Annotated in this window: 19 protein-coding genes, 1 pseudogene and 1 riboswitch; of the genes and pseudogenes, 14 read left to right on the forward strand and 6 right to left on the reverse strand. The window is 48.9% G+C overall.

Annotation, left to right across the window (positions count from 1 at the left end; all coding sequences use genetic code 11):
- Window positions 1-3 precede the first annotated feature (3 nt).
- The 3 genes from CF168_RS02965 to CF168_RS02975 all read right to left on the reverse strand — a co-directional run bounded on the left by CF168_RS02965 (window position 4) and on the right by CF168_RS02975 (window position 3,868).
- Entirely contained in the window at window positions 4-810 is an 807-nt protein-coding gene (locus tag CF168_RS02965; protein WP_089066916.1) for an NYN domain-containing protein, read from the reverse strand.
- 583 nt (window positions 811-1,393) lie between these two features.
- Complete coding sequence (locus CF168_RS02970) at window positions 1,394-2,680, reverse strand: hypothetical protein (RefSeq protein ID WP_089066917.1); 1,287 nt, start codon at window positions 2,678-2,680, stop codon at window positions 1,394-1,396.
- Window positions 2,681-3,022: 342 nt separating this feature from the next.
- A complete protein-coding gene (locus CF168_RS02975) occupies window positions 3,023-3,868 on the reverse strand; it encodes a LysR family transcriptional regulator (RefSeq protein WP_089066918.1) in 846 nt (281 codons plus the stop codon).
- Window positions 3,869-4,022: 154 nt separating this feature from the next.
- Between CF168_RS02975 and CF168_RS02980 the strand changes: the two are divergent.
- The 10 genes and pseudogenes from CF168_RS02980 to CF168_RS03025 all read left to right on the forward strand — a co-directional run bounded on the left by CF168_RS02980 (window position 4,023) and on the right by CF168_RS03025 (window position 15,167).
- Window positions 4,023-5,538: pseudogene (locus tag CF168_RS02980) on the forward strand (arylsulfatase).
- Window positions 5,539-5,606: 68 nt separating this feature from the next.
- Complete coding sequence (locus CF168_RS02985) at window positions 5,607-6,914, forward strand: anaerobic sulfatase maturase (RefSeq protein ID WP_089066919.1); 1,308 nt, start codon at window positions 5,607-5,609, stop codon at window positions 6,912-6,914.
- Window positions 6,898-7,899 (forward strand): AAA family ATPase, encoded by a 1,002-nt coding sequence (locus CF168_RS02990; RefSeq protein ID WP_089066920.1) that lies wholly within the window; start codon window positions 6,898-6,900, stop codon window positions 7,897-7,899. The genes CF168_RS02985 and CF168_RS02990 overlap by 17 nt, the downstream gene beginning before the upstream one ends.
- A gap of 5 nt (window positions 7,900-7,904) precedes the next feature.
- Entirely contained in the window at window positions 7,905-8,900 is a 996-nt protein-coding gene (locus CF168_RS02995; protein ID WP_089066921.1) for a DUF58 domain-containing protein, read from the forward strand.
- Window positions 8,897-9,415: a DUF4381 domain-containing protein gene (locus CF168_RS03000; RefSeq protein ID WP_089066922.1), complete on the forward strand. Its 519-nt coding sequence runs from the start codon at window positions 8,897-8,899 to the stop codon at window positions 9,413-9,415. Before CF168_RS02995 ends, CF168_RS03000 begins: the two co-directional genes overlap by 4 nt.
- A complete protein-coding gene (locus CF168_RS03005) occupies window positions 9,402-10,409 on the forward strand; it encodes a VWA domain-containing protein (RefSeq protein WP_089066923.1) in 1,008 nt (335 codons plus the stop codon). Before CF168_RS03000 ends, CF168_RS03005 begins: the two co-directional genes overlap by 14 nt.
- Complete coding sequence (locus CF168_RS03010; protein WP_089066924.1) at window positions 10,402-12,123, forward strand: VWA domain-containing protein; 1,722 nt, start codon at window positions 10,402-10,404, stop codon at window positions 12,121-12,123. Before CF168_RS03005 ends, CF168_RS03010 begins: the two co-directional genes overlap by 8 nt.
- Window positions 12,120-13,556: a BatD family protein gene (locus CF168_RS03015; protein WP_089066925.1), complete on the forward strand. Its 1,437-nt coding sequence runs from the start codon at window positions 12,120-12,122 to the stop codon at window positions 13,554-13,556. Before CF168_RS03010 ends, CF168_RS03015 begins: the two co-directional genes overlap by 4 nt.
- 34 nt (window positions 13,557-13,590) lie before the next feature.
- A complete protein-coding gene (locus CF168_RS03020) occupies window positions 13,591-14,574 on the forward strand; it encodes an HAD family hydrolase (protein WP_089066926.1) in 984 nt (327 codons plus the stop codon).
- A gap of 188 nt (window positions 14,575-14,762) precedes the next feature.
- Window positions 14,763-15,167: a carboxymuconolactone decarboxylase family protein gene (locus CF168_RS03025; RefSeq protein WP_089066927.1), complete on the forward strand. Its 405-nt coding sequence runs from the start codon at window positions 14,763-14,765 to the stop codon at window positions 15,165-15,167.
- 208 nt (window positions 15,168-15,375) lie between these two features.
- Here CF168_RS03025 and CF168_RS03030 read toward each other — a convergent pair whose 3' ends face one another.
- Window positions 15,376-15,909: a hypothetical protein gene (locus CF168_RS03030; protein ID WP_089066928.1), complete on the reverse strand. Its 534-nt coding sequence runs from the start codon at window positions 15,907-15,909 to the stop codon at window positions 15,376-15,378.
- Between the two features lie 155 nt (window positions 15,910-16,064).
- Complete coding sequence (locus tag CF168_RS03035; RefSeq protein ID WP_089066929.1) at window positions 16,065-16,316, reverse strand: DUF2999 family protein; 252 nt, start codon at window positions 16,314-16,316, stop codon at window positions 16,065-16,067.
- A 368-nt stretch (window positions 16,317-16,684) separates the two neighbouring features.
- Here CF168_RS03035 and katG point away from each other — a divergent pair, with 368 nt between their 5' ends.
- From katG to CF168_RS03055, 4 genes are all read left to right on the forward strand, one after another.
- The gene (gene katG, locus CF168_RS03040; protein WP_086904760.1) at window positions 16,685-18,904 is read left to right on the forward strand and encodes a catalase/peroxidase HPI; all 2,220 of its coding nucleotides are present in this window, start codon (window positions 16,685-16,687) and stop codon (window positions 18,902-18,904) included.
- Between the two features lie 205 nt (window positions 18,905-19,109).
- On the forward strand, window positions 19,110-19,850 hold the full coding sequence (locus tag CF168_RS03045; RefSeq protein WP_089066930.1) for an arginine N-succinyltransferase: 741 nt from the start codon (window positions 19,110-19,112) through the stop codon (window positions 19,848-19,850).
- 96 nt (window positions 19,851-19,946) lie between these two features.
- On the forward strand, window positions 19,947-21,434 hold the full coding sequence (locus CF168_RS03050) for an ATP-binding cassette domain-containing protein (RefSeq protein ID WP_089066931.1): 1,488 nt from the start codon (window positions 19,947-19,949) through the stop codon (window positions 21,432-21,434).
- 168 nt (window positions 21,435-21,602) lie between these two features.
- Window positions 21,603-21,692: riboswitch (cyclic di-GMP riboswitch) on the forward strand.
- An 85-nt stretch (window positions 21,693-21,777) separates the two neighbouring features.
- The gene (locus CF168_RS03055; RefSeq protein WP_089066932.1) at window positions 21,778-22,344 is read left to right on the forward strand and encodes a hypothetical protein; all 567 of its coding nucleotides are present in this window, start codon (window positions 21,778-21,780) and stop codon (window positions 22,342-22,344) included.
- 146 nt (window positions 22,345-22,490) lie between these two features.
- On the opposite strand, the gene CF168_RS03060 is transcribed toward CF168_RS03055, so the two are convergent.
- The gene (locus CF168_RS03060; RefSeq protein WP_089066933.1) at window positions 22,491-22,853 is read right to left on the reverse strand and encodes a thioredoxin family protein; all 363 of its coding nucleotides are present in this window, start codon (window positions 22,851-22,853) and stop codon (window positions 22,491-22,493) included.
- Window positions 22,854-22,873: the final 20 nt, after the last annotated feature.

Raw genomic sequence — 22,873 nt, forward strand, 5'->3', positions numbered from 1 at the left:
TAGTTACCTTCCATTCTTCTTTGCTCGTTTTATATCTCTTACCCATAGCACTGAGCCGTGGGTTTTACGCATTTCGAAGAGATCTATTGCGGCAAAGAGATCGCTGAGTTTTTTAAATCCGTAGTTTCGTTGATCGAATGAGCTGTGATTGGATATATGCGAGCCAATGTGACCAAGTTGTGCCCAGCCTTCTTCCTCTTCGGTTGCTTCTATGGCTTGGCGCAAAAGGTTGATCAGTTTGGTGTCACTTTTTAAATTGCATTTTTGTGGAATCGCGGTTTTGGGCTGAGCTTGCTCGGTTTTACTGACTGCGTCTGGTGTCGTTGGTGGCGGCTGGGTTACTTCTGATATCACCTCAATTTCTTCTGCGACGACTACAGGTTCAGCATCGAGGTAGAGGAAGCGAGAGCAGCTATTTACGAAAGCGGCTGGTGCTTTACGTTCACCGAAACCAAAAACGGTTTTACCGTCGGCTAAGGCTCTGGTCACAAGGGGAGTAAAGTCGCAATCCGAAGAAATTAAGCAAATGATGTCTATATCCTTTGTGTAAAGAATATCCATAACATCAATAACTAAAGCTATATCACTGGCATTTTTACCTTTGGTTAAATCGAATTGTTGAATAGGCTGAATGGCATATTCATGGAGGATATCTTCCCATGGCTTTAGGTTCGGGCTTTTCCAGTTACCATAAGCTTTTCGAATACTGATGAGACCGTGTTTTGCAAGCTCAGCGAGTACCACATCAAACTTTCTGGCTGGCGCATTATCGGCATCAATAAACACCGCAATTTTTTCTTTATTCTGCATGTGGGTTCCAACGAATGTAGTTGTTTTACTCGTTCATAAGCAGGGAGGTCGGTTTTAGCTTTGAAGTTAATGGCGGTGCTTTTATCCAAGTATGTAAGCACGCTACCGCCCATGGCACTTGCTACCAGACAGCAAATACAGACAATAAATTTTAAGAAAAACAATCATAAAGCTATCAGTTAATCGTCGAATGAACTTTAGCCAGAATCACAATTGTTTGAGAGGGGAGCATTGTTAAGGTGGGTATTGAAAACTTATCCTTGCATAGCTCATTTTGATGAGCTGCTCTTCCCTGACTCATTTCATCGCTATTTTGATTAGCGAAATTTATCGTTAACACTAAATCGGTATTGATTAAGTAACATCTTAACTGTTGTTTATTAATCAAAATTTAACCTAGCGTACAGCATGTGGTGAATAGCGGCAAGAGAGATTCAAGAGGGACTGTTATCACTTCTCTTATGAAAGTTTCAGGTGTCGGTGTTCGCATTTGAAGTGGATATAAATTTAGGCTTATATCCACTGATAAACAAAACCGTACGATTTAAGTTCACCCGCCCTAGAGGATTACTAACACTCGCTTCTATAGCTCATAGTGATTCATTGGTACTTGGCTTAGGTTGTCTAGTCGCCATGCGCCTTGTTCATAGATAAAGCTTAGGCTCTGTAGATCATCTTTAAAGTCATAGCGCTCGTTGGAAGGACTGAGTCTGTCCTTAAACTCAATTTGGATATTTTTATAACCATCGGCCAATTTCTGCTGACCTAAGTGATTGGGGAGTGTGATAAGGCGAGAGAGGGCGCTATCCAGTTCCTTATCTTGTATTGGCAACTGTTCTTGTTTAAAGCGCTCGGTAAAAAGGGCGGAGAACTTTTGTTTATCTTTGCTATGACTGTAGGCGGCTAGTGTCCAGTTGGCTAGCACGAGTTCAAACGTGCTGTCGGCTTGGTTAAGCGCTGCAAAGGGCGTTTTATCCTTGTTTGACAAATAATCTTGGAAGCGAGGGGACGCATTTCGGTAGCTGTCTTTAAGGATTTTGCCGATTTCGTCGAGTTTCGGCTGATTGTAGGTTTTAAACTGTGCGGCCAGCGCGTCGATAGCCTCACCTTTTTGCTCCCAGCTTAAGCCGCCCTCACCAATTACGCTTAAATCTTTCTCGTGGGGTGTGACTAGTGGTTTGAGATCGGGGTTTTGATTCATGATGTTGCGGATCTTGTCACCAATCCCTTCCATAAAGGCAGTAGATTGTAAGTTGGCTTTACTATCAAAGAATAATCCCGCGCCGCTATAAGGGTCGACCCAGAGATCTGGATTGTTGATTTCGGTCATGCGGTTTGCATCAAGCGCCTTTATATCAGCCACCTTGGTATACAGCTGGCCGAGCGTTGCTTGATGTTTAAGGGTGAAAGCGGAACGTTCGGCTTTGGCTTTAGCATCAATTTGGCTGTATTGCTGAGCGAGTGATATTAGCTCTGCATCATCTTGGATCCTTTGGTGCGAGTAGTAACCGCAGCGACTATCGCAGGCATAGTTAGCTAGTGTTGAAATGCTGTCTAACTCTATTTGCTTGGTTTGCACAAACACTAGGCTGCTATAAAGGTAAAGTGGTGTATCCGTGCTCTTATCGACCAGATAAACCTTATTATTGGGGTTATGTTGGCCTGTGACATTGAGATCTTTCTTGGTGGCACAGACACTAAATTGATGTGCAGTTACGGGAATATTCCGCTGATAGACTGAGACAAACAGTTTATCTAGGCTGATGTGAGCCGGAACTTCGCCTTTGATCTCGATATCGCATGTCTGTGCGAGGGCCAAGTGAGAAGAACAGCCAAGGAGTATGGCTGCGAGAATCAGTCCTTTGTTCATAGAAAGCATCCTTATTTCTACCAATTTACTGTGTATCGGCGAGTGTAATGTCGCGTTGTTAAAAATGGTTTGTATCTTGTTAATCGCATCCCAATCAAGACCGGGACTAGGTGGAAACTGAGGCTATTGTGCGGGGGCGTTATCAGCAGAATCCATTCATAACTTGATAATAAACAAACCCATAGTACCTAAGTAACAGCAAAAAGTTAAACTTGAGATTGAATTTAGGTAAACGGTAGCGTGATAGATTCACCCGTGACGGTGATATTGCGGCGGTATTCTGGGAATAGTTACGGGTGCAATGGTTACATTGATACCCATTGTTGAAGTTCGGATTAGCGACTAATGCCTATCCAAGGCCTTTATCTTGGCTTTTATTTCTTCTCTGATTTTTTTGTGGTAGGGATTTTTAATTTCCCGTTTGTGATAGACCAAATGATAGGGAATAAAGTCGGTCTTAAAGGGGCAGGTTAATATTTGCAGGTTTAATTTATCGGCCCATTGCTCGGCAAATGTGCGTGCGATAACGGCGATAGAATCACTCTGAGCAATATTGAGCGCAATGCTGGCGATGGAGTGACAAATTAATGCAATTTTGCGTTCTTCAATCGGTTCATTGGCAAAGAGTTCGAAGGCGCGAATTTTATCCCAGGTGCCACTATAAAGTGCATGTTCTTCGTTATAAAAGGCCTCTTTAGTAATGCTGTGCTGAATTCGTGGATGGTCACGACGGCAAATAACGACTAAGGGTTCTAAGTAAATTTCTTCCACCATAAAGGCGCTATCTCGGGTCAGAAAACTGTCGACTATGATGTCAGTTTTTTCGTGGCGAAGGTGTTCAAATAGATGGTGTTTCTCTGGTGATGATTCTTGCAAGTTAATGTTTTCAATTGGAAATAATGCACTTATCAGTGATTCATTGCAGCAAACATTAAATTGGGTGCGCATGTTCATCGCATTTTCGATGATGCTAAGGGCTTGGCGAAATGCGGGGATCAATTGTTGCCCTTTACTGGAGAGTTCGATTCCTCGACCTTGCTTGATAAAAAGGTTTTCGCCATAGCGATTTTCTAAGCGTTTAATTGCGGCGCTGATTGCGGGTTGCGTTAATTGTAAATGTTCAGCGGCTTTAGTGTAGGACTGGCATTCGGCCACGACTAAAAAGGTGCGCACTAAATTTAAATCCATAAATTTAAACCCATAATCTTCAATTCATAAATTTGATTTATGTATCTTAAAACATTTTGATGATTGTTTCTTGTACAAATTAGGTCTAGCCTGAGTGGGATGTTTATTTTTTGTGAGAGATGAGATCACCCCCAACCGTAAAAATGGAGTCTTTATGAGTACAGGAAAAAAACGCGCTCAAATAAGTTTGTGCTAAATGCCTGCACACTTGCTTTGGGCGCCGCGTCAGTGACAGCCTATGCTGCAGATAAACCAAATATTCTGGTAATTTTTGGTGATGATGTGGGTTACTGGAACTTAAGTACCTACAACAATGGAATGTTGGCATATAGCACGCCCAATATTGACAGTATTGCCGCAGAAGGAACTAAGTTTACTAACTTTTATGCTCAGCAGAGTTCTACCGCGGGTCGTAGTGCCTTTATTACTGGCCAGATGCCTAAGCGCACAGGTCTATCTAAAGTCGGTATGCCAGGCGCCCCCGAAGGGATTAGCGAAAAAGATCCCACCATTGCAACTATGTTAAAAAATTTAGGTTATGCAACGGGTCAATTTGGTAAAAACCACTTAGGCGACCGCGACGAGCATTTGCCGACTAACCATGGTTTCGACGAATTCTTTGGTAACTTGTACCACCTCAATGCCGAAGAAGAGCCTGAAAACGTCGATTATCCTAAAGATCCCGCCTTCCGTAAGAAGTTTGGCCACGCGGCGTCATCCATTCCTATGCCGATGGCAAAATCGAAGATACAGGTCCACTAACCCGTAAGCGTATGGAAACCGTCGATGGCGAGTTCCTCGATGCGGCCGAAACCTTTATCGAGAAGCAAGTTAAGGCGGATAAACCCTTCTTCACTTGGTTTAACACCACGCGTATGCACAACTATACCCACGTGCCTGACTCCTATGCCGGTAAAACCGGTGCCGGATTCTATGCCGATGGTATGAAGCAGCACGACGATGAGGTGGGTAAGTTACTGAAGAAGATCAAAGATCTGGGTATTGATGATAACACTATCATCATCTACACCTCGGATAACGGTCCAATGGTCGACATGTGGCCTGATGCGGGTATGACGCCCTTCCGCAGTGAGAAAAACACTGGCTGGGAAGGTGCATTCCGTGTGCCTGGCATGATCAAATGGCCTGGACACATTAAGCCTGGAACTACTAAAAACGGTATGGTCTCTTTGGAAGACTTTTTCCCAACCTTAGTCGCCGCAGCAGGCGGTGAAGGCGTTGAGAAAGAATTACTCAAGAGTAAAAAGGTCGGTAAACAAACCTACAAAGTGCACCTCGATGGTTACAACCAACTGCCTTACTTCACCGATAAAACCCAAGAGTCGGCTCGTAAAGAGTTCGTCTACTGGAGTGACGACGGTGACTTATTGGCATTGCGTTACAACCAATTCAAGTTCCACTTCATGATCCAAGAGCATGAAACGGGCTTTGCGGTTTGGCAATATCCATTCACTAAGCTGCGTGTACCTTTGATTTTCGACCTCAGTGTCGATCCATTCGAGAAGGGTGACAAAGGTATGGGCTACAACACTTGGATGTACGAACGTGCATTCTTGTTAGGCCCCGCCATGGCTAAGGTTGCTGAAGTGATGGAAAGCTTTAAAGAGTTCCCACCGCGGATGGAAGCTGGTACGTTTGTTCCTAGATAAACAAGCTGTTTTTTAAATAGAAATTGGCTGACGTTCATGTGAACGTCAGCCAATACAAGGAAGTCTGCATGACGAAAACTTCAATGCGAGCATCAACGATACTCGATGTTGTACCGTTAAAATCAGCTGCAAAAGCACTTGGAGAGCATCCCGATTACCAACGTCGTTTTCACGTGATGGCTAAACCCGGTGGGGCGAAATGTAACATCGATTGCCAATATTGTTTTTATCTGCACAAAGAAGGCTTATTGCATCAGCCTAAGCAACCAGAGATGGATGATGCGACCCTCGAAGCCTTTATTAAAGGTTATATCGAAAGCCAAGATGGCGACGAAATCGTATTCTCATGGCAGGGTGGCGAGCCGACCCTGTTAGGCGTGGACTACTATCGCAAGGTAGTTCAGCTACAGAAAAAATATCAGCCCGTGGGCGTTAAAATTGAAAACGATCTGCAAACCAACGGCATCCTATTAAACGATGAGTGGTGCCAGTTTCTTGCCGAACATAATTTCCTCGTGGGTTTATCCATCGACGGTCCCGAAGAACTCCATAACAAATATCGTGTGACCCGCAGCGGCAAGCCAACCTTTCATTTAGTGATGGCTGCGGTCGAAAAACTCAAACAATACAAGGTGCGTTTTAATGCTTTAGTGACGGTTAACCGCCACAACGTTAAGTACCCGCTCGAAGTTTATCGCTTTGTCACCAAAGAGTTGGGCGCGACCTATATCCAGTTCAATCCTGTGGTTGAACCCAGCGATTTTAAAACCACGGCACCACAGTTTTGGAACAGCAGCATGGTACCCACAGTCGGCAGCGAGCTGGCAAAGCCTGGGCATCCTATGTCGGTGGTGACGGATTGGTCAGTCGATGCCGATGACTGGGGCAAGTTCCTTGTCGTTACCTTTGAAGAGTGGATCAACAACGATCTTGGCCGAGTACTGGTTAACCTGTTTGAGACGGCGGTCGCCCAAGTGATGGGTAAACCGGCGCAGCTTTGTATTACCGCTGAGTTTTGCGGTAAGGGCTTAGCCATTGAGCATAATGGCGATGTCTTTAGCTGTGACCATTATGTTTACCCCGAATATAAGATTGCCAATGTGCGCGAGCGTCCTTTAAATGAAATGGCGTTCTCAACCCGGCAATTAACCTTTGGTATGGCGAAGCGCGACTCGTTACCCCAATACTGTAAAGACTGCCCTTATCTCAAACTCTGTTGGGGCGAATGCCCTAAAAATCGCCTGCTGAAAACCCCAGATGGGGAAGAAGGGCTTAATTATCTGTGTCCAGGGATTAAAGCATTTTTCGATTATTCGTTGCCAATTCTGACGGGATTGGCCGTATTGCTAGGACAACCACATGGAACCAATGGCTAACACACAAACGCGTGCCCACGGGGATATTCTCGCCTTAATTGAACAGGTTGAATCTCAAGTCGTAGGGCAACGCACAGTGATCCGCAGTCTGATTTTGGGCTTACTGTGTAGCGGCCATGTGCTGCTCGAAGGTTTGCCCGGAACGGCAAAAACCCGCTCGGTTAAAGCCTTGGCCAATGCCTTGGCGATTTCCTTTGGCCGGATCCAGTTTACGCCGGATCTCTTGCCCTCCGATGTGACGGGCACTGAGGTGCTTCACGAGGCTGAGGGGAAATCGACACTCAGGTTTCAGCCGGGGCCAGTGTTCAACCAAATCGTGCTGGCCGATGAAATTAACCGTGCCCCCGCCAAGGTGCAGGCGGCGCTGTTAGAGGCCATGGCCGAAGGCACTATTACCGTGGCGGGGCAAACCCATGTGCTGCCCGAACTCTTTATGGTGCTGGCGACGCAAAACCCCATCGAGCAGGAAGGCACCTATCCGCTGCCCGAGGCGCAGATGGATCGTTTCCTGATCAAAGCTTCGGTGGAATACCCTACAAAAGAAGCCGAGCGTGACATAGTGCGCCTCGTCCGCAGTGAGGAGAACGGCGTGTTTAGCGCCGAAAAACCGCAAACCATCACCATAGATCCCGCCAGTATTCTCAAGGCGCGGCAGCAAATTGCGGCCGTGACGCTATCGGATATGGTGGAGAACTATATTATCGATTTAGTGATGGCGACGCGCCAGCCAGAGCAATATCCCCAATCTAAGTTAGCCAGCTGGCTGATGATTGGCGCCAGCCCACGGGCATCCATTGCGCTAGACAAATGTGCCCGCGCCTTGGCTTGGCTAAATGGCCGCGACCATGTGCTGGTGGACGATGTGCGTGAGGTGGCGATTTTAGTGTTGGGCCATAGGTTGAGCCTCTCCTATGAGGCATTAGCGGATGGAGTCAATCAGCGCGATCTGGTGCATGAACTGCTCGATGTGGTCAGTATTGGATAACGGCTATGGCGCTCGCATCTCTGGCCGCATCCACTCGAACTCAGTCGTCCATGTCCGCTGCCGCTAAGCAACAGGACTCCCGTATCTACGCCAGTTTGCCGCAACTGGTGCGATTGCAGGGACAGACGACGCAAATCAAAATGCTTAGTCTGCGTTACTCTCGGGCGCATCTTTCTGGCCGTTATCAATCGCATCAACGGGGGCGTGGGCTGAACTTTGAAGAGCTGCGTCACTACCAACTGGGTGATGATATTCGTCAAATGGATTGGAAGGTCACCCAGCGCACGGGTAAGCCCCATGTGCGCAGTTACACCGAAGAGAAAGATCGCCAAGTAATCCTCTGCGTTGACCAACGTAGCTCCATGTATTTTGGCTCGGTGAGCCATATGAAATCCGTCGTGGCCGCCGAGATTGCCGCTTTAATGGGCTGGCTGGCGCTGGCCAATAATGACAGGGTTGGGCTGTTGATATCCGCGACTCAGCAGCTGCATTGGTGCTCGGCAAAGCGTGGTACGGCGCATTTTTTAATGGGATTAGATAGGCTTATCCAAGCCAATCATTCTCTGAGCGCGGCGAGCCGAGATAGCAAACGGGTAAGTTTCGCCCAGTGGATGCAAATCTTAAGTCAGCGCAGCCTCAAAGCCGCAACGCTAGTGATTGTCAGCGACTTTGCCGATGCCGATAACCAATCCCTCAAACAGTTAAAGTACCTGCAGCAGCATAATGATGTGCTGTGTATTTTTATCTCTGATCCGATGGAAACCCATGTGCCCGAGGATAGTGTTAGCAGCACTTGGGTGGTGGGTGATGGCCAATATCAGTTGGCATTACAGAAGGGACAACAAACGGCCGAGGTGAATAAGGCGCTGCAAAAACAATATCTTGAGAAACAAACCCAACTCAAAAATCTGATGGCAATGCAGCGTATGCCCTTTATTGAAATCGGCACTCAAGGCGATCATCTGCTGCAACTGGCTCGTACCCTGAGTGATATCCAATGACGGCAATCTTACTGTTTGGTGCAACTCAGTCTCCTCCCAGCAGCTACATGCTGAGGGAGTTAAAAGACGTGGCTCAGCCCGATCCTGTGAGCTGGTGGCCACAGACTCTGGGCTGGCAAATATTGCTGCTGGTATTGCTGCTGTATCTGGGTTATCGCCTGTATCTCAAGGGGATTTTCTGGTGGCGAAACCGTTACCGCCAGGAGGCGATAACGGCCTTGCTGAGTCTGTCGGCGGAGGATCCGCATTGGCCGACGCAGATGATGAAGATTATTAAAATCGTGATGGTCTACTTAGAGCCGAAAAATGCCTCCCTCTACGGTGCTCCCTTGCTCGAGCAGATGGGGCGTTACCATACGAAGGCTCACCTCGCGAACGACGAATCGTTTCAGCAGTGGCTAAAATGCCTTGAAGATCCTAATGCCGCTCGCCCCGATTTTAGCGCTGTGCGCCAAGGGCTAAGCCAGTGGTTAAGCGGGCATCAATTGCCGGAGGCTCGCCATGGATCAGCTTGAGTTTGCTTATCCTTGGGCGTTTATCCTGTTGCCGCTGCCCGTGCTGGTGTACTGGTTTGTGCCCGCGTACCGTAGCCGCGAAGACGCAATCAAAGTGCCGTTCTTTACCGAAATCCTTCGGGCATTGAACGAGACTCCCAAAGTTGCCGCTGGCCTGCTCAGCCCGAAACATTGGCAGCGGGGCATGCTGATCCTCTCTTGGCTGTTGATTGTCACCGCATTGGCTAAACCCAGTATCCTAGGTGAAGTGCAAACCCGCGAAGCCTTCGGGCGGGACGTCCTCATGTTAGTGGACTTGTCTGGCTCGATGGATGAGGCGGATTTTACCACCGCCGATGGCAGTACCTTAACCCGCTTAAACGCGGCGAAAAACGTCTTAAAAACATTTATCGCCAAACGCAGTGGCGACCGGTTTGGGCTGATCTTGTTTGGGGATGCCGCCTTTATCCAAACGCCATTTACCGCCGATCAGCAGGTGTGGTTAAGCTTGCTAGAGGAAGCGCAAACGGGGATGGCGGGGCAGAGCACCCATCTTGGCGATGCGATTGGTCTTGGCATTAAAGTGTTCGAGCAAAATCCGCAGCCATCGGAGCAGCAGGTGATGATAGTGCTGACCGATGGTAACGATACTGGCAGCTTTGTTGAACCCGTGGATGCCGCCAAGATTGCCGCCGCGAGAGGCATCAAGATTTACACTATTGCCATGGGCGATCCAACCCATGTGGGCGAGCAGCCAATGGATATGGAGGTGGTTCAAAGGGTGTCGCAGCTCACTCAGGCGCGCGCCTTTATCGCTATCGACCAAGCGGAATTGGATAAGGCGTATAAGCTGATCGATAAGCTAGAGCCGCAGCAATACAGCAGCGCCAGTTTCCGCCCGAAAATTACCCTGCATTACTATCTGATTGCCATTGTGCTCGCCTTACACTTGTTGATTTTCAGTTGGATGACGCTGCGGCAAATGTTCAGCCGCACCGAGGTGGCCAATGAGTGATTGGCATTTAGAACTGCAAATGTTGGCGCAGTTTCATTTTATTCGGCCACTCTGGTTATTGACCCTCATTCCGCTCGCCATGGTGCTGATGCTGCGTTGGCGCCGGGATGATGTGCAGCAACGGCTAGTATTTTTTCCCAACCATTTGCGCAGTGCGCTCACGTTGAATCAAGGCGGTTGGCGCAGTCAATTACCGTTGAAAATCTTAATGTTATTGCTGTTATTGGCGGTAATTATCTGTGCGGGACCGACCTGGGAGCGTGAAGCGTCACCCTTTGGTGAGGACGATGCCGCGCTGATGGTGTTGCTCGACAGCAGTGAGAGTATGAAACAACAGGACGTGGCACCGGATAGACTCAGCCGCGCTAAACATAAGATCTTGGATTTAATCGCGGCACGAAGCGGCGGTAAGACGGGGTTGATGGTGTTTGCGGGCAGCGCCCATGTGGCTATGCCCGTTACCAGCGACGCTAAGGTGCTGCAGCCTTACCTTGAGGCGATCAGCCCTGAGGTGATGCCGTTATCGGGCAAGGCGGCGCAAACCGCACTGAGTCAGCTCGCTGAGCAATTACCCGCGAATACGGGCAACAGTGTCTTACTGCTTACAGACGGCGTTGACCAACTCACTATCGATGCCTTTGAACGATATTTTACCGAGCAGTTTGAACATCCTCCCTATCAACTGTTGATCTTGGCGATCGGCGATCCCGATGTTCAATCGCAGGTGCCTGTGGATGTTGACTCTCTTGCCAACTTGGCCGATAGCACGGGTGGCAGTCTGTACCGCATGACAATAGATGATGCGGATATTCAGGCACTTGAGCGCAAAATTGAACGCTTTAGCATGCTAAATAATGACACCAGCATGCCTTGGTTAGATGAGGGCTATTGGTTGCTTTGGCCCTTAGCTTTGCTCAGTTTGCTGTGGTTTCGCCGGGGCTGGTTGGTGAAGTGGAGCCTAGTGTTAGCGTTAACGCTACCGAGTATTGCGCCGCAACAGGCCTATGCCGAAATCACCGTTTCTAAGGCGGCCACCGAGCCCCAAGTGACACAAGTCAGCTTTGCCGAGCGGAGTTGGCAATGGTGGTTGGATCTGTGGCTAACGCCGGATCAACAAGGCGCACTCTGGTTTAATAGGGGTGAATTTGCCAAGGCGGCAGCGGCTTACCATTCGGTGCTCAACAAGGGCATCGCCTACTACTATGGCGGCGAGTATAAGCTCGCCCACTCGGCCTTTATGCAGGTACAAACCGATCTTGGCGCCTATTACGCCGCCAGCGCATTAGCTCGGCAGCGGGAATATATCGCGGCGCGTAAGCTATTGAGGACGCTGGCGAAGAAGCAGGATATTGCTCCCGAACTCAAAGCCGATATCGAGCATAATCTTAAGGTTATCCAAGGGCTTATTGATGAAATCAATCAAGCGAGTGCCTCCCAAGCCAACAGTATGGGCGATCAGGAAACCTCCATCGAGTTGCCGGATGATCAGCCGCAGACCGCCGAAGGCGCCGATGAACAAACCTCACAGGATAAAATGCAGTCGCAAAACCTGACGGCGGAGCAGATGTTAGGCGATCCTAAATTGGCCGAAGTCTGGCTAAAGCGAGTCGAGGCTAATCCCGAACAATTTTTACGGGCGAAGTTTCAGCTGCAAAACCTGCAACCTAAGGGCGCACAGAGCACTGATAACGCCAAGGGAGGATTGCAGCCATGAGTCATGCAATCAGTGCACTGAGCAGCGACAAAACGCTATTTGGCAGTAGAGTGCGAGTATCGATAAAGCCAGTCATCGGCGGTGCGAGATTGATGGCAATAAGAGTCATCGCTTTGATGTTCATCACCTTAGTATTGAATGGTTTGCTGCTGGTAACCCATGCCCAGGCGCAGACGCAGACGGACGATGCCCTACCTACTGAGCCCGCCACCGCAGTCAAAGTGAAGGCGTGGTTGGGTGAAAAACCGGATGCAAATCCCGATGGAACTGAAAAGCTATGGGCGCCGACGGAGCAGATATTGTTGCAGATTGAGGTGTCGACCAACCGCTGGTTTACCTCGGGCACTCAGATAAAGGGCATTGAAATCCCCAATGTGTTAGTGAAGCAACGCAATACCTTTGCCGTTAACTATACCGAGCAGGAAGACGGCCAGACTTGGTCGCGGCAGCGCTGGGAAATCGCCCTCTATCCACAAACCAGCGGTGATTTTAGTGTGCCAGAAGCTACAGTCATCACTCAGGTGGCTGGCGTCAATGGCGACAAACAAGCTGTCACGCTTACAACCCCTGCGATGGGATTTCGGGTGGCTCTGCCCAGTGCCGAGCTTGCCAGCACAAAGGCTTGGTTTGCGGCATCGGACGTCAAAGTGCAGCAGGAGTGGAGCCCAAATGAGGCTGAGGTACTCAAGGTGGGGGATAGCCTAGTGCGCACCATTCATATTGAGGCCAATGATTCCCTATCTGTGCTGCTGCCCAATCTTATGCCGGCGCAAGCTTCTTCCGATTGGAAGCTGTATCCCAGTTCTCCCGAGCTGGTGGATAAACAAAGCCGTGAAGGTTATGTGTCGAGCCGAATCGATAGCCAAACCTATGTGTTGCAGCATGGCGGCGATGTGAGCTGGTCCGAGTATCGACTCTGGTGGTGGAACACTCAAAGCGGCCAGTTGGAGCAGATAGTGTTGGAAGGGAAGACTATTAAGGTCAAGCATACCCTGAGTTCTTGGTTGAAGTACCACGCATGGACACTATTCACCCTGCTGTTAAGCGCGGCGATATTGGGGTTATTGATGCGCTGGGGGAAAGCGTATTACCAAACCCATCCTATTCCCGTGTGGTTAGTGTTTTACCGCGCCCTGCGCCGAGGTGAGTGGCAAACCTGTCGAGCACTCTTGTACCGACGCTTACGTCGACGCAAACAATTACTGTCGATGACAGCGGCATCCACAGAGCCAGATTGGCAAGCTGCTGCCCTGAGGTTACAAACCCATTCGACTCGTCGGGCGGATTTTATCTACCTCTGGAAGCGCATTAAGCGAGTCCGAATGGGGTTGGCCTTACCTAAGGCCCTCGTTGCATTAGAGACGCAACCCTTACTAACCGAAAAAGTAGCCGCTGGAAAAGTGTTATCCGAACCCAAAGCCTCTGAGTCATAGAGGGACATTACCGATCGTAATAAGGAGATACCCTGTGAGAATCATACGACTATACCGCAATTGGATGTTGTTACTCGTTAGTATGTTGCTGGTGGGGCAAGCTTACGCGGCCCAGAGTGACCCTTTGGCATCTTGGAACGATGGCAAGGCCAAGGCGGCCATTACACAGTTTGTGCAGCAAGTGACGGATAAGAATTCTCAATATTTTGTGCCAGAAGCCGAGCGGATCGCGACCTTTGACAACGACGGCACCCTATGGTCTGAACAGCCCATGTACTTTCAAGTGTTGTTTGCCCTCGACCGCCTCAAAACCCTGGCTCCAAGCCATCCCGAATGGAAAACCGAGGAACCCTTCGCCAGCGTGCTTAAGGGCGATGTGAGCAAGCTGCATACCGAAGACTTGGTGAAAGTGATTTATGCGACCCATTCCGGCATGAGCACCGATGAGTTCGATGCCATAGTGAAGGACTGGATTGCGACGGCCAAGCACCCCACCACAGGGAAAAAGTACACCGAAATGGTGTTCCAACCTATGTTAGAGCTGCTGGATTACCTGCGTGCTAATGGCTTTAAGACCTTTATCGTTTCCGGTGGCGGCACGGGTTTTATGCGGGCTTGGGTGGAAGGCGTTTACCATATTCCCCCAGAGCAAGTGGTGGGCAGTACCTTTGAGACCGAGTTCAGCTTGGTTGACGGTAAGCCAACATTAAAACGTATGCCAAATTTCTTAGTGAACGACGATAAAGAAATGAAAGTGCAGGAAATATATGAACGTATAGGCCGCAGACCCATAGCCGCCTTTGGTAATTCGGATGGCGACTTGGCCATGTTGCAATGGACCGCGGCGGGTGACGGCCTACGTTTACCTATGTACATCCACCATACCGATGACAAGCGTGAGTGGAAATATGATCGCGACTCCCATATCGGTCAGTTAAACAAAGGCTTAGATGAAGCAACGTCCAAAGGCTGGCCCATGGTCGATATGAAAGCCGATTGGAAGCGTATTTATCCCTAAGGCCTCAGATTGGCAGATGGGCTCTTAAACCCATAGTCTGCAAACAGTTCGTCGTGAATGGGTTTATCCAATCGGGATAAACCCATTGTTATTTTTGCGCCCTAGCATCCACCTAAGGAGTATGGCGCGAGCGCGCTATCTTCCCTAGAGTAGGCTAACTGAGATGGGATAACACAGGGATTGAATAAATGAATGATGAACAATACGAGAAGGGGCTGGAAGTACGCCGCGCCGTGATGGGCGATAGTTTTGTCGATAAGGCCTTGAGCAGTGCCACGGATTTTACGCGTCCATTACAGGAGTTGGTGACGGCGAACTGCTGGGGCGAGGTTTGGGTGCGTGAGGGGCTTTCTCGGCAAACTCGCAGTCTGGTGACCATAGCGACGCTTGCCGCATTAAAGGCATCGACCGAATTAAAAGGCCATGTGCGCGGCGCGTTGCGTAACGGTTGCACAGTGGAAGAAATTCAAGAAGTGCTTTTACATTCAACTATGTATTGCGGCATGCCATCGGGCATTGAGGCCTTTAGGGCGGCAAAAGAAGTGATTGAAGAGTGGCAGGCTGAGCAGGCCAAGGTGTCGGGGCAGTCTTAATGTTTGCCCCCTGTGGCATGTATCCTTTGAGTCATCGGGTGTCGAACCATCACCTGATGTGTGCGTACTTAGGATACCTCGCCAGAACGAGGGGATACTATTCGCTCGATGTTCGATGTTCGATGTTCGATGTTCGATGTTCGATGTTCAATAAGTGTGGCCTGAGTTTTTGCCCGAAGCTTGCGGCTCATACTCAGGCCAACGCTTGTTAGAGTCGCGGATCCGCCGATTGACTCTCCACTTGGCCGATAACCGTGATGTCACTCAAACTCGAGAGTGTGCCCCACTGCTGAATGGTCATCATGCCAGTGATTTCCTGCGCGGTGAAACTCAAGCGCAGCCCGTCTTTGCGGTAATCCTGCGGCAGATTTTTAGGCAATATTTTTTGGCCGTTGTCGGCGATAATGCCCCAGAATCCACCTTCTAAATTCATATATCTCACAGTGCCTTGCAGCATTACGCCTTCTCCTTGTGGTGAAATACTTGGCTTGATAAAACCTTTATCAGTCGACGTGTGAAGCTGCGGAGTGTCGCGCTTATCCACAGTGACCGTTTTGTCCTCGGTCGTCTCTTTTGGGGGCGTGTCAGTTTGAGCTGCGCTTGTTTGTGCGGTGTCCGTTTGGGCGGTGCTTTGCGCGGCGGTTTTGTCCACAGTCGATGGATTTTGCGCCTGAGTCTGCTCTTGGCAACCCAACAACAATACGGGCAATAGTAGTGCTAATAGGGGAGTACGTGGGCGCATCTTGCTTCCTTGTTGTCACTGATGTCACAACACTCTAGCAAATATTATTCGCGAGGGGGGATAAGGTTTTTATATCTTTATGTAACAGCGTGGAACAGGAGATAAAGGTAAAGCGAACGTCGCTTTACCTTTTTAAGCCATGGGCTGGAGCGGCATTACTTTTGTAGCTGTGCCTTGGCGGCTTCAACCTTAGCGAAATCAAGACCTAACTCGAGTACGGCTTCTTTGATTAACGCCGGATTTTGCATTACCAACGCCATCAGTTGCTGCAGTTTTTCGGGTGGGATCCCAAGCTGACCAATAATGCCCATCGCCATGAGAGGATTATCGGTTAATGATTGAAAAAGCTCGTTAATTTTTGCATCAGTGACATTGTGTTCTTTTAAGATGGCAATAATGGGATTCATTGCAATACCTTGTCGAAGTTAACAGAAAACGGCGGCCATTTTATCACAGTTACGCCTAAGTGGTGGTACGGCCGTGAAGTAACGGCTTAATCGCTGTTTAGCCCGATACCGCATGGATTGCCGTAAGTCGGGATTTTGATAATCCTTTCATAAATTAACAATCGTTAATCTATTTTGGCGATTCCAATCATCGATTTTAATCATTTCATATAGTTAGCTCGCATCACTACACTTTCTGGCATCGATTGTGGTGACGGTTTCATGCATTACCCGAGAATTACACAACGAGACATGGGGTTGAGCAGCAAACAAACGACACACATCTGTGCAGGCAGATATGTCCTTACTAGAAGAAATAGGTAATCATCATGAAGAAAACTACTATTCCTACCTTGTCAGCGCTGACCTTGGCGATGTCGTTGGCATTTGGTGGGGCTGCTATCGCACAAGAGCAAGTCACGGGTAATCAATTTTGGTGGCCTGAACAGCTAAATTTAAGCCCGCTACGTCAAAATGCAGTTGAATCAAATCCTTATGGTAGCGACTACCACTACGCCGAAGCTTTTAAATCCTTAGATCTCGACGCCGTTAAAAAAGACATCAAAGCCCTGATGACTGAGTCTCAGGATTGGTGGCCAGCGGACTACGGTCATTATGGTCCTTTCTTTATTCGTATGGCGTGGCACAGCGCGGGTGTTTATCGGATTTTTGATGGTCGTGGTGGTGCCGCTGGTGGTCAGCAACGTTTCGAGCCATTAAACAGCTGGCCAGATAACGTGAACTTAGATAAGGCGCGTCGCCTGCTGTGGCCTATCAAACAAAAATACGGTAGCAAGATTTCGTGGGGCGACTTAATGGTGCTCACGGGTAACGTGGCGCTGGAGTCTATGGGCTTTAAAACCTTTGGTTTTGCCGGTGGTCGTGTCGATGACTGGGAAGCGGAACAGGTGAACTGGGGTTCAGAAAAAGCCTGGCTCGATAGCAAGCGCCGCAATGAAAAGGGCGAACTGGCTAAGCCGATGGGCGCGACCCAAATGGGCTTAATTTACGTTAACCCAGAAGGCCCTAATGGTGTGCCAGATCCATTAGCCTCGGCGAAGGAAATTCGTGACACCTTTGGCCGTATGGCGATGAATGATGAAGAAACCGTTGCGCTGATCGCGGGTGGCCACACCTTTGGTAAGGCGCATGGCGCGCATGATCCCTCTAAATGTGTCGGTGCCGATCCCGCCGCCTCTGGTGTTGAGGCACAAGGTTTAGGCTGGAAAAACAAATGCGGCAAAGGTCACTCGGAAGACACTGTTACCAGTGGTTTAGAAGGGGCTTGGTCATCTAACCCAACCAAATGGACCATGGAATACTTAACTTGGCTGTATACCTTTGATTGGGTACAAACCAAGAGTCCAGCAGGCCATATCCAGTGGATACCTGCCGACGGTAAGGCCGCTAATCTGATCCCCGATGCGCATATTGCGGATAAGCGCCATGCGCCTATGATGTTCACCAGTGATATCGCGCTGAAGGAAGATCCTATTTACCGCGAGATCACGACCCGTTTCCTTAAAAATCCACAGGAGTTTGAGCTGGCCTTCGCTAAGGCATGGTTTAAGTTAACTCACCGCGATATGGGACCCAAGGCAAGATACTTAGGTGCCGATGTGCCAGCGGAAATGTTGATTTGGCAGGATCCTATTCCCGCCCTTGACCACCCTGTAATCGATAACGCCGATATCAAAGCCTTAGGTAACAAAATCTTGGCTTCTGGCTTAACGGTTCCCGAATTGGTGAGAACGGCATGGGCTTCGGCCAGCAGCTTCCGGGGTACCGATATGCGTGGTGGTGCAAACGGCGCGCGTATTCGTTTAGAGCCTATGATGAACTGGCAGGCGAACAATCCTAAAGAGTTAGCTAAGGTGCTGGCTAAATTGGAAAAAGTCCAAAAAGACTTCAACGGCTCACTGAAAGGTGGCAAGAAGGTTTCGTTGGCCGATGTGATTGTGCTCGGTGGTAGCGTGGCAGTAGAAAAGGCTGCGAAAGAGGCGGGTGTGACTGTTTCTGTACCATTCACTCCAGGACGTATGGATGCGACTCAGGCACAAACCGATGTGTCATCCTTTGCGGTTCTTGAGCCAACGGCCGATGGTTTCCGTAACTACTACTCGAAGGACAGTAGCCATTCTCCCGCCGAGATGCTGATTGAACGTGCGAACATGCTTAATCTGACCGTGCCAGAAATGACTGTACTGGTAGGTGGTCTGCGCGCCTTAGATGCCAACAGCGCTGGCGTGAAACACGGGGTGTTTACCGACAAACCTGGCACCTTAAGCAATGACTTCTTCGTTAACTTGCTCGATATGTCGACCAAGTGGAGCAAGTCAGAGAAGCAAGAAGGTATCTACGAAGGGCAAGATCGTAAGAGCGGTAAACTGAAATGGACCGCGACTCCCGTCGATTTAGTCTTCGGTTCGCACTCTGAATTGCGCGCCGTGTCTGAAGTGTACGGCGCTCAAGATGGACAAGACAGATTCGTGCAAGACTTTATCAAAGCCTGGAATAAGGTGATGAACGCCGATCGCTTCGATATCTAAGCGCCATTGACTCTGGGTTTTATCGCCCGTGAGTTCAACTCTCATAAGTCCATCCGTGCCCTGTGCATGGGTGGACTTTTCTCTTTCTATCCTCACTTAACTTGAATTGAGTTTTCGCTGAAGACCTCGCTTGTTGGCCTTAGACGTTTCCTTATGCCGCTTAGCCAAGTAGTATCGGGGGAAATCTCTTTGCAGCGAAACGAATATGCTCTCAACATCTCGCCTCCATTTAGCAAGGCCGCAGCGCCGCTCACGTAAGTCCTTTAATATGGGGCTGCGGCAACAGGGTTTTACCGGTGTTCAAGTCTTGTTGATGATACTGGTGACCATAGTGCTCACCGTGGGGATTACCTTTTTTGTGGTTCGCAGTTATATCTTCCCTAAGCCTTTGACGCCTGTGAGTTTATCAACCAAAGAAGAGGCAAAGCTTGAGGATAAACTGAGTCAGCTAGGTTGGCAGCCAGAGCGCAAGGCCTCGGCTCATACCAAGGATTCGGCTCAGTCGTCCTCGAGTGACGATTTACAACCTGAGCCCTACCGCGAGCGGCCTGAAGATAGGCTAGTGAGTTTTAGCGAGCGCGAAGTCAATGCCATCATTGGCCGTAATCCCGACTTTGCACAGCGTATTGCCATTGATTTTTCAGATAATTTAGCCAGTGCCAAAATTTTAGTGCCGATCCCTAGGGACTTTCCTGTGATGGCGGGTGAGATTTTACGGGTTAATGCCGGACTCGATATCCATCTCGATGCTAATCGCCGCCCGAGTGTGTCTTTGGTGGGCGTAAGTTTAATGGGCGTGCCTATTCCTAACGCTTGGCTAGGCAATATGAAGAATGTCAATCTTGTCAGTGAGTTCGGCGACAGAGGCTTTTGGAATGCCTTTGCCGACGGCGTCGAAGATATTCAAATTCGCGAGGGCGAGTTGTATATCAAATTACGCCCCTGATCCCTGTTTGTGTCAGCCCTTTGCATAAAGTCGAAGGGACAAAAACGATAACAGCTTGTTAGACTTGGATAAAAATCACCCCAAAGGACGTACTCAATGCAGCATTACACCACAGACTCTCAGGCGATAGCCGTTAAGGGATTACGCTACGGCCGCGGTAATGAACTGTTAGTGGTTGAAGATTGGCAGCTAATGCCTGCGCAGCATTGGGCGATTTTTGCGACCGACAGTTACAGCGGTTCATTGCTTGGGCGAATATTGGCGGGGGATATTGAGCCCGATGCGGGGCAAATTACGGGGCTGCCCGCGCGAATTGGCTGGGTGTCTCTCGGTTTGCAACAGGCGCTGCTGGAGCGGGAATTAGAAAAGGACGAACTCGATTACGGCTCGACGGTCGAGTCATTGGTGCAGGAATGCTGCCTAAATGATGCACACTTGGCGGCCATTTTACAGAAAGTTGAATTAACCCATTTAAAGCATCGCGGGTTTAGGCAGTTATCGACCGGTGAAACCCGGCGAGTGATGTTAGCGCGGGCGCTGGCAACTGAGCCCAACCTGCTGATTTTAGATGACCCTTATGCAGGGCTGGATATCGAGCATCAGCTTAGCCTGTCGCAGTTACTGGTGGAGGTTGCCGAACATACGCAGCTGCTAATCATTACCTCACGCCAAGAAGAATTACCGCCCTGTATTAGCCATGTGGCGCTGTTTAATAGCGATATGCTCAAATCGGGTCAGCATGTGCATCAACTAAGCGCGCCCATGTCGATTGAGCAGTGGCATACACATCCTGTGATGGCGCAGCTTAATGCGCTTTCGGCCAGCCGCAGCGCCGAACTCTTGGCATTGATGGCGCGTCAACGCCACAATGCCGAGGCGTTTGACCCGATAGTCGACATTAAAAACGGCAAGGTCGAATATGTGAGCGGCTTGATTTTTAAAGGGGTGAATTGGCGGATTAGCGCGGGCCAGCATTGGCAAGTGCGAGGGCCCAATGGTTGTGGCAAGAGTACTCTGCTCGGACTGATTTTGGGCGACCATCCCCAGTGCTACAGCAATGACATTACCCTCTTTGGCCGACCCCGTGGTAGCGGTGAGAGTATTTGGCAGATTAAACAACGGATTGGCATAGTGTCGTCGGCATTGCATTTACAGTATCGCGTCAGTTGTTCGGCGCTCGATGTCTTATTGTCAGGTTTTTACGATTCCATCGGCCTGTATCACAAGCCCACTAAACCCCAATTGGATCTGGCCAAGGAGTGGTTGGCAATTTTGCACATGAGTGAGTTTGCTAGCACGGGCTTTAAAAAACTGGATTACGGTCAACAGCGGCTATTACTCATAGGTCGAGCCTTGATTAAACAGCCGTTATTATTGATTTTGGATGAGCCATATCAAGGGCTCGACTTTATCAATCGCACCTTAGTGATGCGGGCTTTGGATATGATTGCCGAGCATCATCTCAGCCAATTGTTGTACGTCTCCCACCATAGGGAAGATGCCTTGCCCGCCATCAAAAACTTTGTCGATTTTATCAAGCAGGATGAAGGTTATTCGGTAGAGGTGAGTCGCAGTCCTGATTAGGGGGCTTACTCCCTGTTAAATGCGGATGATTAACAGCGGCTGGTTGCCATAAGCGTTAGTTATTCAACCGCTTAACGTCGAATAAATTTAATACTAAAGTTTGACGCCTTCATTTTTATCTATCATCTTATAGTAGGATTTTAAGCTTGGCTTATTTTCCTACGTCAACTGACGAACAGGCACACCCGTTGTGAAACGGGGTCGCAAAGCTTCGGATCTTATTGTACAGGCTGTTATTAAGATGGCTGAGTTGCCGAATCAGGTGAAAAACCTTGGCGATATGCAAACCCAATGCATGCGCTAACGGGATATGGATATTTGTTTTTTACCTTTCGGAGAATATATGAAATTTAAATCGACACTCGTAGCGTTAGCTACCTTTGTGTTTGCAAGTTCCGTTAATGCCACTGTTACCTATGATGAAAATGGTAATGGTTTTATTGGCAAAGGAGATATTCAATCGGTATTTGACTGGAATAATAGCCAATTACAGACGAATGCCTCTGCTCTAGAGTTCCGCTTTTTTGCTGAAGGTACAGTGACTTGGACCTGTGAATGGTGGACGGGTAGCTCGGGTACAACAAATGGGAGCGCGAATAACCAAGGGACTCTCAAATATCATAGTGAAGAGGCGGAAATTTCCTATGATATAAATAAAGTGGTCAATTTTGATTCTCGCAAAAATAAGCAACAGATGGTGACAGGTTTTACGTTAACTGGTAATTCGGTTGCACTAAATTCGGTTAACTCAACCAATTCAGTGGCAAGTTGTGGCGGAAAAGGGGCGGGGAAAACTGTTGTTGAAGACTCCATAAAATATGAAGGCAGTGAAAGCCCATTATTGCAAGTACGCTTTGCCCCGCAGGACGCAGAACCTAGTGATTGGTTCGATTTACCTATCACCGAATAAGTCGGGAAGTGTCAGTTTATCTTCTATTGTAGTGACTCCTTAACCACAATCGAATTCGGAGTCTCGTTGTTATGGGACTCCTTATCATCAATACCAGCTCTTGTTGCTTTGTTCGATTGTTAGGACGGTATTCGATTCTAGATCACTCATTCTTCCTCAGTGTGTTCTTGCGATACTAATGAGTAAGGCCGCGCGATGGCGTGACGGATATCATTCAATGAAAACACCTTCGAGAAACGCCCAAAGGTTTTGCCATAAAACACGGTTTCGACCACTGGCAAACTAAAGACCTGGTAGCTAGCGGCAATCTCGCCTTGGGCCTCACAATCGATATATGCCAGCGCCATTTGGGGAAACTCTCTCGCCAACAAATCCGCAATCTGAGGCTTTAGGGCCTGACACACACCACAGCTTGGTGCCCCAAAGAGCAAAACTACCGCATGGTGTTGATTCAACAGTGTGTCGAGCATGGCTCGAGATTCAATTTGATGTACGGTTGGATGGCTCATTTACTCACTCTCTGACGGTT

The sequence above is a fragment of the Shewanella bicestrii genome (assembly GCF_002216875.1).
In the GTDB taxonomy this organism is placed as follows: domain Bacteria; phylum Pseudomonadota; class Gammaproteobacteria; order Enterobacterales; family Shewanellaceae; genus Shewanella; species Shewanella seohaensis.